We start from the raw sequence: 13,574 nt of genomic DNA, 5'->3' as shown, positions 1-13,574 counted from the left end.
GAACAATGCATGTGCAGCATGGCGTCAAGGCCGCGGGCGCGCGCCCGGCACAGGCGGTGCCCGTTTCGTCATCGAATTTTCGCTCGTTCGTTGCTTTCTTGATCTCGGCGGGAGAGAACGTTCGGCGAAAAGCTCATGGCATTGGGGGCTTGTCTGCCCGATGCTATGCATGTGCTGGCTTTGCCGGCGCGCCGGCAGGCGGGCAGGCACAGGAATTTGAGACCAAACGGATTGGATCTGTCATGAGCAATCGGCCCCCGCGCGGCTCTGCACTCTTTCTCGATGCGGCGACGCTGATCCTCGCGACCTGCCTTGCGCATCTGCCGCTGCTGATGGGCGTGATCGCCCAGGCGACGGACCATTTCATCCACTACCGCTGGGCCAGCACCTTTGCCGACAGCCTGGCGGCCGGGGTGCTCAGCCCGTCCTGGGAGGCCGTGAGCCGCGGCGGGCTCGGCGATCCGGTCTTCGTCTACTACGTCCCGCTCTACTATTATCTCGTCGCGCTGCTCGACCGGGTGACGGGGGACATCTGGCTGGCGATGCGCATGCTGCTGATCGGCATGAGCCTGCTGTCGGGGCTGGGTGTCCTGGTCTTCTCGCGTCGCTGCGGCCTCGGGTTCTGGACCGCGCGGGCGCTGGCCGGGCTCGCGGTGCTGGCGCCGATGCCTGTGGCGGTGGGCGAGCTGCTGAACTCCTATCCCTGGACCGTAGCCTCGGGGCTGCTGGTCTTCGTGGTCATGGCGCTGGTCCGGGTGCTGGGCGCGGAGGGGATGCCGCGGGCACGCGACCTCGCGCTGCTCGCGGCGCTGTGCGGGGCGCTCTCCTGGCTGCACAGCCTGACGACGCTGACCTTTGCCTTCGTGCTGTTCTTCGCCTGCGCCGCAGACTGGGCGCTGCACCGGCTGCGCTGGCGGCTGGGACTGGCCTATCTTGCCTGCGGCGGGGCGCTTCTTCTGGGCATGCTGCTGTCGGCCGCGAATTTCTGGCCCGCGGTCTCGGCCTTCGACCTGGTCACGCCGACGGCCTTCCTGAAGACGGTGAACGTCGCCTGGGACAACAGCTTCGCGCTGCCGGTGCTGACGCCTGTCTACCGCTCCGCCGTCAGCTACATCACCCCGCTCGGGATCGGGATGGTGCTGGCCGCGCTCGCCGCCCTCGCCTGGCGGCTGCGGCCGCTCGGCCGGGCCGAGCGGCTGCTGCTCTGGGCCGCGGCGATCGGCTTCTTCCTGAGCATCGAGCCGTCCTATCCGGTCTGGGCGGTCTTCAAGCCGCTGCAATACGTGCAGCGCCCGTTCCGCTTCCTGACCCCGACCGTGGCCTGTCTTGTCGTGCTGGCGCCGCTGCTGCTGGCGCGCTGGTCGCGGCAGGGACGCCCCGTCGCGGCGGCTCTGCGCGGTTTCGGGTCTGCCCCGGCCGCGCTCCTGATGCTGGGGGCCTGGGCGCTGACCGATGTCGCGCTGCATGCGCGGCTGATGCAGCAGGCGCTGCATGATCCGCAGACCTATTTCGCGGCGCCGACGCCGGCCGTGCGCGCCGAGTTCTACGAGACCCCGGAACATCTGCTGCGCGGCGCGGGCGATGGCTGGAAGGCCTTCCTCGAGGCCGGGGGGTGGCCGGCCTATTGCGCAGAGGCTGGGGCGGAGTGCAGGGCAGAGCCGGTCTCGCCCGAGCACCCGGTCTGGACGGTGACGCTGTCGGCGCCGCAGCGGTTCCGCCTGCCGATGATCGCCTTTCCGGCCTGGCAGCTTCAGGTGGACGGAGAGTCTGTGGCACTGAACTGGGCCGAGGGGGTCGGCCTTGTCGAGCTGGACCTGCCAGCGGGTACCAGCCGCATCGAGGCGGTCTGGGCGCCGCTGCCGCAGCAGTCCGCGGGGCGGATCATGAGCCTCGCAGCGCTGGCGATCCTGGCGCTGCTGGTGATCGCGCCGGGGGTGATCGCCCTGCGCTCGCGCAAGGCGGCGCTTCCGTCGGGCAGCACGCCCACGGCGTGAGATCGCCACGACGGGCGGCTGGGACGGGCGGCTCGCCGGAGCTTCCCGTCCGCGGCCCCCGTCCGAACACCAGACACGACCCTCGGGACCGGTCCCGGGGTGGCTCAGGCGCGGCGCAGGACTGCCTCGACAGGACGGCGGGCGGACTGGGCCGCCTGGAAGGTCTCGGGCAGCTCGCCCACGGCGATCATCATCACGATCACCTCGCTCTCGGGAATGCCGAGCGCGGCCTTGGTCTTGCGGTCGTGCTCGGGGGCGGCGTTCCAGGCCAGCATGCAGCTGCCGTAGCCCTGGGCATGCAGCGCATAGACCAGCGCCATGGCGAAGATGCCGCCGTCGACATAGGCCTGGTGGCGTTCGCCCGCGCCCGAGAAGCACTGCAGGTCCGAGGTCACGACAAGGCCGTAGCCGGCCGAGGCGCCGAAGCCCGCGTTGCCGGGCTGGTACTGCAGCGCGTCGATGGCATTGGCGAAGGCATGGACCCGCGGACCCTGGCGGTTGCAGGCCGAGGGCGCGCGCTGGGCGCGGCGCACCGCCTCCTCGATCACCGCGGCCGGCACCGGGCCGGGGCCGAACTGGCGCATCGAGTGACGGGTCTCGAAGAAGGCCGCGCCGGTGCCCGCGACCGCCTCGAGGATCTCGTCCCGGCTGCGGGTCCGGGTGCCGCCCAAGGCGCAGTGCTGCTCGACGCTGCCGGCGGGCAGGTGGCCGCCCGAGACCCGGGCGCGGGTGCGGCGCAGCCAGTCCTCGAGCCAGGGCGAGGCGGCGTCATGGGCCGCGTTGAAGCGCTGGTAGCTCTCGAGGCTGCCGATCGCCGACAGGATCAGCGGGGTCGCCGGGTTCTTCGCCAGCCAGTCGTCGATCTTGCGCGTCAGGTGGCGGATCTTGACCTTGCCGAAGCCGGGGCGCGGTTCGGCCAGGCACAGGCCCTTCTCGACGCCGTGGTACATCTTGACGATGGCGTTCTCCTGCTGGGCGCGGGCGCGATCGGTGCGGCCGTCGTGGGAATGGCGCAGGAAGGCCAGGCTGTCGAGCCAGTTGTCGCGCAGCAGCGCGCAGAAGAATCTCGCCCGCACCACGCGATGCCACAGGTGGCGCGCCGTGCGCTGGGCGGGAGCGGGCAGGGCGGCATGAAGGGAGGAGAGGGACATCACGTCAGGCACCCGACTGTTTGCTGTTGCAGAAACGTCGGCAATCGGGGGGCAAAGATCAAGTCGCTAGTTCCCGCTGGCCGTGAACCGGCGCCAGGGCGGCGCCGGCTGGCGGCCGTCCAAGCTTGCTGCGGCGCGGCGGTGCGCTATGGTCGCGGCGACTGGGTCCAAGGGAGAACCGGGTGCTACGTTCCGCCGTCCTGCTGTTGTCGAGCAATCTCGTGGCCTCTGTGCTGCTTCTGGCCCGCAACCTTCTTCTGGCCCGTCTGGTTCCCGTGGCCGACTACGGGATCGCCTCGACCTTCGCGGTGGTGATCGCGGTGATCGAGATGATGACCCAGCTGGGGCTGCAGCAGCAGATCGTGCAGTCGAAGGACGGCGACGATCCGCGGCTGCAGGCGGTCCTGCAGGGCTTCCAGCTGATCCGGGGCCTGATCGCCGGCGCGGTGCTGGTCGCGATCGCGGGGCCGGCGGCGCAGTTCATGGGCGTGCCCGGCGCCACGGCCTCGTACCGGCTGCTCGGCCTGGTGCCGGTCCTGAACGCGCTGGTGCATTTCGACATCTACCGGCTGCAGCGGCGGATGGTGTTCCTGCCGCAGGTTCTGTCGACCAGCCTGCCGGCGGCTCTGTCACTGGCGGCGCTCTGGCCTCTCGCGACGGTCGCGGCCGATTACCGGATCCTGCTCTGGGCGATCCTTCTGCAATATGCCGCGATGGTGGTGATCTCGCATCTGCTGGCCGAGCGGCGCTGGCGGCTGGGCTTCGATCGCCGGATCATCGCCGAAAGCAGCCGCTTCGGCGCGCCGCTGCTGATCAACGGCATCCTGCTGTTCGCGGTGTTCAACGGCGAGCGGGTGATCGTCGGGCGCGAGCTGGGGATGGAGGTGCTGGCGATCCTGTCGATGGGCCTGACGCTGACGCTGACCCCCACTCAGGTGCTGGCGCGCAGCGTCCAGAGCCTGTTCCTGCCGCGCCTGTCCTCGGCCCGCCCGGCCGCCGGCGCGGAACCTGCCACGGCGGGGGGGCGCTCCTGGGGGGCGGCCTTCGACCGCCTGGCGCTGGCCAGCTTCCAGCTGCACCTGCTGCTGGCACTGGCGGTGATCGTGGCGGTGGCGGTCCTGGGGCCGCCGGCGGTGCTGTGGCTGTTCGGCGAGAAATATGCGGCGCTGCCGCCGATCCTGATCTGGCTCGCGATCCAGCAGGGGCTGCGGCTCTATCGCGGCGGGCCGACGACGGTGGCGCTGGCGCGCGGCCAGACCGGCAACGCGATGTGGGCCAACCTGCCGCGGGTGGCGCTGATCGGGCTGGCCTGGTGGTGGCTGGTGCAGGGCGCGGGCCTGCTCGAGGTGGTGCTGCTGGGCGTTCTGGGCGAGGCGGTGGGCTGCCTCGTGGCCTTCGCGCTGGTGCGCCAGAGGCTGGGGGTGCCGCTGCTGCCGCTGCTGCCCTCGACCCTGGCCGCGGTGCTGGTCATGGCGCTTGCAGGCGGCGTCGCCAGCCCCGAGCTACGCCCCGCCGCGCTCTCGCCGCTCTGGTTCGAGGCAGGGGTCGTGCTGGCCTTCCTCGCGGCGCTGGCCTGCTTCCGGCCGCTCTGGCGGGTCGGGCTGCGCCGCCGGCGCGCCGAGGGCCGGCAAGCTTGAGCCGACGGGCCTGAGCCGCCGGTGCGGCCCGGCTCCCCGGCCTCAGGCCGGGGCCGGCAGCGCGCCGACGAAGCCGGTGCCGTCGTCGGGGATCGCCCGGCCCAGCAGGTCGAAGCCGAAGGGCGCCATGCCCGCCGGCAGCCGCATCACCTGCGAGCCCGTCACCAGCCGGTAGTCGCCGCCCCCCGCATTGCCCGCGGTCAGGCTCTGGTCGCTGACGAAGCCCGCCGCGGTCATCTGCGCCTCGCCTGCGCCTCCCCACTGGCTGAGCGGATAGTCGGTCTCGCGCCGCCAGCTCTCGGGGCCGAGCCAGGCCTGGCTGGCGGCGCCGCCGTCGAGCGCGAGATTGCCCAGCGAGCTGACGTGGAACACCGCCGGCCAATTGCCCACGGCATTCGGATCCTGGGCGAAGGCATCGGTCTTGCAGGCCGAGCGGCTGTAGATGTTGAACCGCCGCGCCCCGTCCTTCGGGGTCGAGATCCCGGCCTGGTCGTTGTAGAGCCAGTTCACCCGGCCCTCCTCGTTCAGCGCGGGGCTGGTGTTCATCGTCAGCAAAAGCCCGTGCACCTCGGTCGCGTCGCCGTCGGCATAGGCGCGCACCGCGCCCTGCGCGGTGGCGGTGCCGAAGCGTTCGATCACGTTGCCCGCGACCGAGAACACGCTGTCGGGCGCCCCGAGGTCGGTGGTGCCGATGCCCATCAGGAAGCCCGTGGTGCTGGTGCCCGAGACGATGTTGAAGGCGAAGGCCCCGCCCTCCATCGACAGGGTCTGGCCCGAGGCCGGCGTGCCGATCTGGTCGGTGCGGCTGGCCAAAAGCGTCGAGAGCGCGTTGTTGCCCGAGACCGTCAGCCCGCTGCAGCCGAAGGCCACCATGTTCTTGGCGTTGCTGGCATAGGTCATCGCGACGCCGGTGCGGCCGTTGGGCTGGCTGCAGCCGATGAACCAGCACCGCCCGGTGTTGCGCAGCCAGTAGTTCAGCTCGGCCACGCCATTGGCGTCGAAGGCCACGCGCTCGAAGCACAGGCTTGCCGCGACGGCGGTGTTGTGGCGGATGATCGAGCCCGCCGTCGCCGACTGCCGGCGCAGGGTCAGGTCGCGGAACACCACCCGGTCGGGGACGTTGTTGGCCGATTTCGTCGCCGAATTGTCGGTCAGCACCGTGGTGGCGCGCTGCGCCGGATCGGCGGCCTCGTAGACCAGCGGCCCGCCCGGCGTGGCATAGCCGCCGCTCTCGGCGCTGCCCGCGCCCAGCACGTAGACCCCCGGCTGCAGCCGCACCACCCCGCCCGAGACATGGCCGGCCAGCGCGTTGATCGCCGCCACCGCCGCGCCGGTGGTCAGGAACGGGCTCGCGGCCGCCGTGGCCGGGTCGGTGCTCGCGACCCCGGTCGCGTTGCTGCCCGCGGGCGAGACATAGGCCAGGGGCCGCGCCGCCAGCCGCTTGTGCACCGTCATCGTCGCGCGGCGCAGGTGCGGGGCGGGATGGCCCATCACCGACAGCTGCTGCGCCGGGCCGCGCCAGGGATAGAGGATCACGTCGAGCGTCACCGGCCCCTCGGCCAGCGCGGTCAGGTCGGGGGTCCATTCCAGGCAGGGCACCGACAGGCCCGAGACGGCATAGTCGGCCTTGCCGAACGCGGCCATCGCGGTGACCTGCGCGCCCTGCGCGTCGGTGGCGATCAGCCGGGCGGCGGCGACGGGGCGTCCGGCGCGGCCGTGCAGGTGGTCGACATAGGCGCGCAGCACTGGCAGGTTGCCGGTCTCGGCATGGTCGGGCTGCAGCCAGACGAAGGCCGCCTTCGGATAGGGCCGGGTCGAGAGATTGTCGCCGCCCTCGACCAGGTCGCCCTGGTAGACGAAGTCCGACAGCCCGACCGGCGAGACCGCGCCGCCGGTCGCTGCGCTGCGCGCGAGCGGCCAGCTGTCGCCGCCATTGTCCCAGGCCGCGTTCCAGGGCGCGCGGATCTCGCTCAGCGGGCGGACGAGGTCGTCGTAGCTGCGGGCGAGGCCGGCGGTGTCGAAGCCCGGGCGGCGCACGCTCAGCGCGGCGGCGTCGCTGTCGGGATCGAAGGCCTGGCGCGTGCCCCAGGTGCCGGGGACGGCGGCGCCGGCGAGATAGAGATCCGCCCGCCAGCCGTCGGCGCGCACGCTGGGGCGCGGGGTGACCGGCACCGGGGGGCCGGGCGGCAGCTGGGGCAGGGGGCGCGCAGTCTGCAGGCAGATCGCGAGTTGCAGCATGAAATCCTCCGGTTTGCGCGCGATTGTCATCGGATGGACGCGCAACTGGCGCGGGAATCCGCGGGGAACCCTTGCCTTGCCGGACAATCGCTGCAGGATAGCATGCGATCTGAACCTTGTCGGAACCCTGCGCCGGCGAACGCCTTGATAGGGGTCCGGCAAGATCCCGGTGACGCAACACGGAGCGCGGCATGCGACAGCACGAACAGAGGCAGATCCCGCTTTGGTCCCGAGGAAGCAGGATGCGGCCTCTGGGATCGATCGTGATGCTGCTCGTCGTCCTTGCCGCCCTGCCCGCCGCAGCCACGATCGCGATGCCCGGCCCGGTCCTGCCGATCAGGATCGACGCTGCCGCCGACACGGTCGATGTCGCCGATGCCGCTGCACTGCAGCGTTTTCTGAAAGATCCGGGGCGGCTCGGGGGCAAGATTTTGTTGCTGGCACCGGGAAACTACGGCGCGCTGGCGGAGTCTGGTCTTAGCTCGCTGACGCTGCGGTCCGCGGATCCCCGCAACCCTGCCGTCTTCTCGGAGGTCTCCCTGCGGGACGCGCGCGACGTCACCTTCGAGAATATCACCGTGAAATATGACTTTGCCGACGGCGACAAGGCGCACACCGTGGCATTCTCGATTGCGGGCGGCGAGCGGATCATATTGCGGGGCATGACCCTGACCGGGGATCTCGCCCGGAGCGTCGATCCTTCCGACGACGGATATCCCACCGGCTTCGGCCTGCGCGTCCGCGGCGCCAAGGGCGTGACCGTCGAGGACAGCCGGATCTCGATGTTCTTTCGGGCGGCCCTGTTCGGCGACAGCGACGATGTCGTGTTCCGCCGCAACGACGTGCATGACATCCGCATGGACGGGCTGAATTTTGCGGCGATCCAAGGTGTCGAGATCGCCGACAACTGGATCCACGACTTCCGCCGGTCACTGACCTCCAAGGATCATGCGGACATGATCCAGTTCTGGACCAACAAGACGAAGCGGCCCTCGACCGACATCGTCATTCGCGGCAACGTTCTGGATTCCGGTGTGGGGAAATACACCCAGTCGATCTTCATGCGCAACGAGGAGGTCGATACCGGCCGCGCCGGGCACGAGATGTACTACCGCAACATCGTGATCGAGCAGAACGTGATCATCAACGCGCATCTGCACGGGATCTCGCTGGGCGAGACGGACGGGCTGACCATCCGGAAGAACACGCTGATCCACAATCCGGTCTCGGACGGTGAGAAGCCGAAACCGAAGCTCTGGCGGCCCCGGATCAACATTCCCGACGCTGCCGTCAACGTCGTGCTGCGTGACAATGCGGCCGCGGGCTTTCCGGACGCGCGGCCGGGATGGGACGTCGGGAACAATCTTGCCATTCAGGACATGACGCGTGTCGATGGCAACTTCTACAGCCTGCTCTTCAGCGATCCTTTTCATCGGGCTGCCGACGGAGTTTCAGGCTATACTTACCTGCCCGACGGTCCGCTCCAGCAGCGAGGCATCGGGGCGGACAGGCTGCGGGAGCCATCGTGAACGGGGCTTTAACGGGTGCCCTGCCCGGGACAGAAGTGACCCGAAGACGGTCGAGAACGAAATGGGCAAGGGTCTAAGGTGACGGCACTCCTCTCCGCCCCCGCTGTCGGGGGCTTCATGCCAGAGGCGATGCGCAAGTCGAGGCGGTTGCACCTCGGCATCGTCGTCTACATCTTCGGGGTGATGGTCCCGATCGGGTTCCCGACCGGGGCTCTGCAGCTCAACGTGATGCGGCTGGTGCTGCTGATCCTCTTCGCGCCGATGCTGATGCGGCTGCTGTCGGGGAAATGCGGCCGGATCCTGCCCGTGGACATCCTGTTCGTGCTGCACATGGTCTGGGCGGCCGTGGCTCTCGGGTACAACAACCCCAACCTCGTGGTGGCGAATGTCGGTTCGGCCGCGCTCGAATTCCTGGGGGGATACCTTCTGGCGCGGGTCTACATCCGCACGCCCGAGGATTTCCTCGCGCTGTCGAAGGGGTTGGCGCTCGCCGTCGGCCTGACCCTGCCGCTTGCCCTCTACGAGACGGTGACCGACCGGTCCCTGGTGATCGAGTTCCTGCAGCGGATCCCGGGCATCTTCACCGTGCACGAGGTCATGGGCTACGAGCGGCGCATGGGCCTGGCGCGGGTCCAGCTTGGCTTCCCGCATCCGATCCTGTTCGGTGTCTTCTCTTCGATGGTGATCCCGCTCGCGCTCATCGCCCTGCGCGGGGCGGTCTCGAACACCCGGCGCTACCTGACCGCGGCGGCGGTGGCGATCTGCTGCTTCACCTCGCTGTCGAGCGGGGCGCTGCTGGCGATCGTGCTGCAGCTAGGACTTCTGACCTGGTCGCTGATGATGGCGCGGTTCGAGGCGCGCTGGAAGATCCTCGTCGGGATCTTCGCGCTGATGTATGTGGCCATCGACATGGCCTCGAACCGCGCGCCGCTGCAGGTGTTCATGAGCTATGCGACCTTCTCGCCGCACAACGCCTACATCCGGCAGCTGATCTTCGAATGGGGCATGGTCAACGTCTGGGCCAATCCCTGGTTCGGCATCGGCCTGAACGACTGGGTGCGACCCGGGTTCCTCGGCGGCAGCGCCGACAATTTCTGGCTGGTCATGGCGATGCGCTACGGCTTCCCGGGAGTGCTGACACTGATGGCGGGCTGGCTCTGGCTGCTGTGGAAGGTCATGCGCGCCGATCTTGGCACGAATGCGTCGCTCAACAACATGCGTCTCGCATGGGTGTTCTCGATGATCGCGCTGAGCTTCAGCCTGGCGACAGTCCATGTCTGGACCGCCACCTACTCGGTGGTGTTCTTCTTCGTGGGCTCGGGCGTCTGGATGATCGGCTACCGACCCCGCGAGGACGACGCGGGTCAGCCGGCCGAAGCCGCGCCGCAGCGGCGCAATATCTTCGCCCGCGATCTGCGCGGCACCGGCTTCGCCCGCCCCGCATCGGCAGCCAGCCCGGTCGTTGCCCTCGCCACAGCTCCGGCCTTCAGCCGGTTTGCCGTCCGGCCCGCGCCGCAGCCGGCCGCGCCCGAATCCCACGACCCTGGGGCCACGGGGACGCTCTTTGCCCGCCCCAGATCCTCTCTCGCCAACGACCGGAGCCCCGATGGCCCTTCCTTCCGACGCCGCTGACCCCAGCCCTGCCGGCCCGCTGCCGGCGATGGGGGTCGTCCTCGTCACCTACAATGCCGCCGACGTCATCCTCGACAGCCTCGAGGGGCTTCTGGCCTCGCCCGGCGTGGCGCTGACCATCGCGGTCGTCGACAACGATTCCACCGACGGCACCGCGCAGACGATCCGCGACTGGGCCGCGGGCCGCACGGCCTATGCCCCGCCCGAGGACCTGCCCTTCGAACTGGCCCCCGCCGCCAAGCCGTTGCCCCTCGCACCCGGTGCCGAGGCGCTCGGGCCCGTCGCGGCCGGGGCGATCACGACGGGGGGGACGCGCCACCGGGTGATGCTGATCGAGACCGGGGTGAACTCGGGCTTCGCCGGCGGCGTCAACCGCGGGCTCGAGGAGCTGGCGAAGCTGCCCGAGCTCGACCGGTTCTGGATCCTCAACCCCGATGCCACCGTGCCGCCCGAAACCGCGCGCGCCTTCGCCACCGCGCCGGGCGGCTTCTCGCTGATGGGCGGGCGGGTGCTGTATCTGGAGACGCCGGACGTGATCCAGATCGACGGCGGCACCCTGCGCCGGCGCGACGGGGTCACCGGCAACATCCACCTCTTCGCCTCGCACAGGGCCACGCCCGCGCCGAAGGTCGAGGACATGGCCTTCATCACCGGCGCCAGCATGGTCGCCTCGCGCGACTTCTACGAGGCGACCGGGCCGATGGCCGAGGACTACTTCCTCTATTACGAGGAGGTCGACTGGGCGCTGCGGCGCGGCGCGCTGCCGCTGGCCTATTGCGCGCAAGGCATCGTCTACCACCGCGGCGGCACCGCGATCGGCTCGCCGACGCCGGGCCGGCCGGCCTCGCCCTTCTCGCTCTACTTCAAGCACCGGGCGCGGATGATGTTCATGCGCCGCCACCTGCCGGGCAGCGTGATGACGGGCCATCTCTTCACCATCGCCAAGGCCGGGCAGTACCTGCTCAAGGGCTTCGTGCCCGAGGTGGGCGCGATGCTGGCCGGGGCCTTCGGCCTCGCGCCGCCGGCCGCGATCCGCCGCCGGCTCTCGCCCGAGGCGCTGCGCCGGATCGGCCGCTGAGCAGCGCCTGCCCGGCGCCCGATCCGCAGGTCGGCCACGGGGGTCAGCGGGCAGTGGGCAGCACCGCGTCGATGTAGCCGCCATGGCCATCGATCCAGAGCGGGTTCAGATGCGACGCGTCCTGGAAGCGGCGCAGGTCGTCGGGACCTCGCAGCGGGCAGCGGCCCTCGGGGCAGAGCGTGGCGAGCGGATCGACCACGGTGATCCCCAGCGGTCCGGACCAGGCGGCCATGAGGTCGCGCGCCGTGCGGTCCGGATCCGACAGCGGTTCGGACAGGGCAGGGCGGCGCCCGCCCAGAAGACTGGCAGGTAGCAGCCGGGTCGCGATCGGCACGGCCTCGGGGGCGCTTACGCTGGGATTGTCGAGCACGAGCGCCACGGTCGTGCCGGCCCGGGTCCAGTCGCCGATGTGCCGGGCCAGTTCGGCCAGCGCGGCCTCGCGCCCTGCCGGGGTGGCCAGCCGCGTCTCGCTCCCGTCGATCCGGCTGAAATTCACCGACTCCAAGAGGTGATAGCGCCAGGCCGCGCCGAGGATGATGCCGTCGTAGCCGTTCTCTCCGGCGCGACGGAAGGCCTCGTCGATCATGGCGTGGCAGGGACGGAACGCGATCTTGCCATAGTCCCATCCCGGTACCGGGAAGCAGCCGCCACCCACGGCGAAGGTCAGTCCGGGCAGGGTCGGATCCTGCCCGACCAGCCGGCCGAGCCGCGAGGCATATTGCGCAAGGTGGGAATCACCGATCAGCAGCAGCTGGGTCGGGCGTTCGGGGTGCAGCACGTAGAACCCGGTGAGGTTGTCGTTGTCCTGCGGCGTGCCGGCGGTCGTGGTCAGATAGTCCCACTCGTTGACGCTCGCCATCGGAAAGCCGGCGAGACGGGGTTGCAGATGCCCACGGATCGCCAGGGCCGAAGTCGCGACGATGGCCAGCATCGCGCAGGCCAGCAGGGCGGGACGCAGAAGGCCCTGGTGCCCAGGCCCCCGGAACGGCCATTCGATCCACCGGAAGGTCGCCTGCGCCAGCAGCACCGACAGCAGCAGGCCCAGGACTGCGTACCAGGCCGGAAGCGTGCCGAGCACGATGCGTCCGAAGCTCAGGATCGGCCAGTGCCAGAGATAGAGCGGATAGCTGATCATCCCGAGCCAGACCGCCGGGCCCGAGGACAGCAGCCCGCGCCCCCACCAGCCCACCGCGACCTGATCCTGCGCCGCGACCGGTCCGGCCCCGGCCGACAGCAGCAGCAGCGTGCCACCGACCGGCAGCAGCGCCCAGGCGCCTGGGAAGGCACTGTTTGGCCCGATCAGCACGAGGCCCGCGACCAGCGCGGCCAGGCCCGTCAGCGCCCTCGCCGTGCGGCCCCACGCCAGCCAGTCGCGGGCGCCCGAGCGCTCGAGCGTGGCCAGGCCGGCGCCGGCCAGCAGCTCCCAGGCGCGGCTCGTCGGCGCGTAATAGGCCCACGCCGGCTCGGTGACGGCGAGATGGGCGGACTGCGCGAAGCTCGCGACGGCCAGCAGGGCGACCATCGCCGGCACCGGCACCCGCATCCTGTGACCGGCGATCAGAAGCAGCGGCCAGACGATGTAGAACTGCTCCTCGATCGCGAGGCTCCACAGGTGCAGCGTGGGCTTGAGCGCCGAGTCGAGATCGAAGTAGCTCGCCTCTCCCAGGAGGCGGACATTCTCGAAGAACAGGGCCGAGGCCGCGACATGGCGCACGAACCAGTAGGCTTCGGGACCGGTCAGCACCCAGCCCCCCCACGAGGCCGGTCGCGGTCAGCACGCACAGGAGCGCAGGGAAGATCCGCAGGATCCGGCGGCGGTAGAATTCGACCAGCAGGCCGGGGCGGCGCTCGGCCAGTCCGCGCAGCAGGATTGCGGTGATGAGATAGCCGGAGAGAACGAAGAACATGTCGACGCCGATGAAGCCGCCCGGAAGTCGGTCCGGGAAGGCATGGCAGATCAGCACCGACAGGACGGCCACGGCGCGCAGGCCGTCGATCTCGGGTCGGTAGGGCTGGCTGTGCAGTGCCGCGGCGCGGCTGGTCATGTCGAATGTGGTCGCGGCCATCGCGGGCGAACTCGTCAAAAGGGGGGATCGGCGGGACCGAAAGGGGGGACCGAAAGGGGGGATCGGAAGGCGGGACGAAGGCTGTCGCAGGAGCCGCCGGAACGGCGTGGCGGAGGGCAGCCTCGCGGCGTCGGGTACAGGTTGTCAAGCCACGCCGGATGCCGGCGGAAGATAGCCTGCGCCGGTGTTTCGCCACGGCCCCGGGCTGGCAATTTCCACCACGGTATCGGCCCGGCAGGGTCATGACCC

Annotated in this window: 8 protein-coding genes and 1 pseudogene; 5 read left to right on the top strand and 4 right to left on the bottom strand. The window is 70.2% G+C overall.

All coding sequences use genetic code 11. The annotated features are described in order from the left end of the window. Positions 1-242 precede the first annotated feature (242 nt). On the top strand, positions 243-1,994 hold the full coding sequence (locus tag V8J39_RS20610) for a hypothetical protein (RefSeq protein ID WP_336462854.1): 1,752 nt from the start codon (positions 243-245) through the stop codon (positions 1,992-1,994). 104 nt (positions 1,995-2,098) lie between these two features. Here V8J39_RS20610 and V8J39_RS20605 read toward each other — a convergent pair whose 3' ends face one another. Further along, positions 2,099-3,145, bottom strand: coding sequence for a nitroreductase family protein (locus tag V8J39_RS20605; protein WP_336462853.1), 1,047 nt, complete (start codon positions 3,143-3,145; stop codon positions 2,099-2,101). A gap of 182 nt (positions 3,146-3,327) precedes the next feature. On the opposite strand from V8J39_RS20605, the gene V8J39_RS20600 reads away from it, so the two are divergent. Further along, positions 3,328-4,782, top strand: coding sequence for an oligosaccharide flippase family protein (locus V8J39_RS20600; RefSeq protein WP_336462852.1), 1,455 nt, complete (start codon positions 3,328-3,330; stop codon positions 4,780-4,782). Between the two features lie 42 nt (positions 4,783-4,824). Here V8J39_RS20600 and V8J39_RS20595 read toward each other — a convergent pair whose 3' ends face one another. Beyond that, the gene (locus tag V8J39_RS20595; RefSeq protein ID WP_336462851.1) at positions 4,825-7,020 is read right to left on the bottom strand and encodes a hypothetical protein; all 2,196 of its coding nucleotides are present in this window, start codon (positions 7,018-7,020) and stop codon (positions 4,825-4,827) included. A 266-nt stretch (positions 7,021-7,286) separates the two neighbouring features. Between V8J39_RS20595 and V8J39_RS20590 the strand changes: the two genes are divergently transcribed. From V8J39_RS20590 to V8J39_RS20580, 3 genes are all read left to right on the top strand, one after another. Then, positions 7,287-8,549 carry a right-handed parallel beta-helix repeat-containing protein gene (locus tag V8J39_RS20590; protein ID WP_336462850.1) on the top strand — a complete coding sequence of 421 codons (1,263 nt, stop codon included), beginning with the start codon at positions 7,287-7,289 and terminating at the stop codon, positions 8,547-8,549. A 117-nt stretch (positions 8,550-8,666) separates the two neighbouring features. Beyond that, complete coding sequence (locus V8J39_RS20585) at positions 8,667-10,181, top strand: O-antigen ligase family protein (RefSeq protein WP_336462849.1); 1,515 nt, start codon at positions 8,667-8,669, stop codon at positions 10,179-10,181. Next, positions 10,156-11,259 carry a glycosyltransferase family 2 protein gene (locus V8J39_RS20580; RefSeq protein ID WP_336462848.1) on the top strand — a complete coding sequence of 368 codons (1,104 nt, stop codon included), beginning with the start codon at positions 10,156-10,158 and terminating at the stop codon, positions 11,257-11,259. The genes V8J39_RS20585 and V8J39_RS20580 overlap by 26 nt, the downstream gene beginning before the upstream one ends. Positions 11,260-11,302: 43 nt before the next feature. Here the strand turns inward: V8J39_RS20580 and V8J39_RS20575 are convergent, their stop codons facing one another. Together V8J39_RS20575 and V8J39_RS23585 are read right to left on the bottom strand one after the other, a co-directional pair. After that, positions 11,303-13,003 (bottom strand): acyltransferase family protein, encoded by a 1,701-nt coding sequence (locus tag V8J39_RS20575; RefSeq protein WP_336462847.1) that lies wholly within the window; start codon positions 13,001-13,003, stop codon positions 11,303-11,305. Positions 13,004-13,055: 52 nt separating this feature from the next. Continuing rightward, a pseudogene (locus V8J39_RS23585) lies at positions 13,056-13,304 on the bottom strand (acyltransferase family protein); the annotation flags it as partial. Positions 13,305-13,574 lie beyond the last annotated feature (270 nt).

It is taken from the genome of Frigidibacter sp. MR17.24 (assembly GCF_037095655.1).
Taxonomy (GTDB): Bacteria; Pseudomonadota; Alphaproteobacteria; order Rhodobacterales; family Rhodobacteraceae; genus Frigidibacter.
Note: the sequence above shows the minus strand (reverse complement) of the source record. Positions and strands in the feature narration are given on the sequence as shown.